The sequence below is a fragment of the Vibrio sp. 10N.222.52.B7 genome (assembly GCF_041474275.1).
Classification (GTDB): domain Bacteria; phylum Pseudomonadota; class Gammaproteobacteria; order Enterobacterales; family Vibrionaceae; genus Vibrio; species Vibrio crassostreae_C.
This window is the reverse complement of record NZ_JBFRTU010000614.1, coordinates 1-337: the sequence shown is the minus strand read 5'-3', so window position 1 is coordinate 337 and position 337 is coordinate 1. Positions and strand designations below refer to the sequence as shown.

At 45.4% G+C, this 337-nt stretch carries 1 protein-coding gene; it reads right to left on the bottom strand.

Annotated features, from left to right (window positions below; all coding sequences use genetic code 11):
- Positions 1-337: BatD family protein (locus AB4512_RS24465; protein ID WP_372176076.1), on the bottom strand; the 337-nt coding region annotated here is incomplete at both ends.

Sequence of the window (337 nt, the reverse complement as noted above, 5' to 3'; positions counted from 1 at the left end):
AGCTCTACACTAACGGGAATCTTCAATTCAGGGACGGTAAACTCGCCAGCTTGCATTGGGTACAAGTAGTAACGTGCTTTTTGTGTAAACCACTTGGTGCCTTCAATTGTGCGTGCTGAACGCGCGACTTTCTGCTCATCTTTCTTTACGACCGTGTTGGGTATATCTAAGTAAGGTAATGCCAACTCTTCTTGAAAGGGGCGGGTACTCAATACTTCAACGTCGAGTGCGACTTGCTGTTTCACTGCGACATCTTGAGCTTTAATTTCAACATTCAGCTTCAACTCACTGTCACTGACGAACTGGTCTAGGTTAGTAGCATTGGCAGGCATTGAAA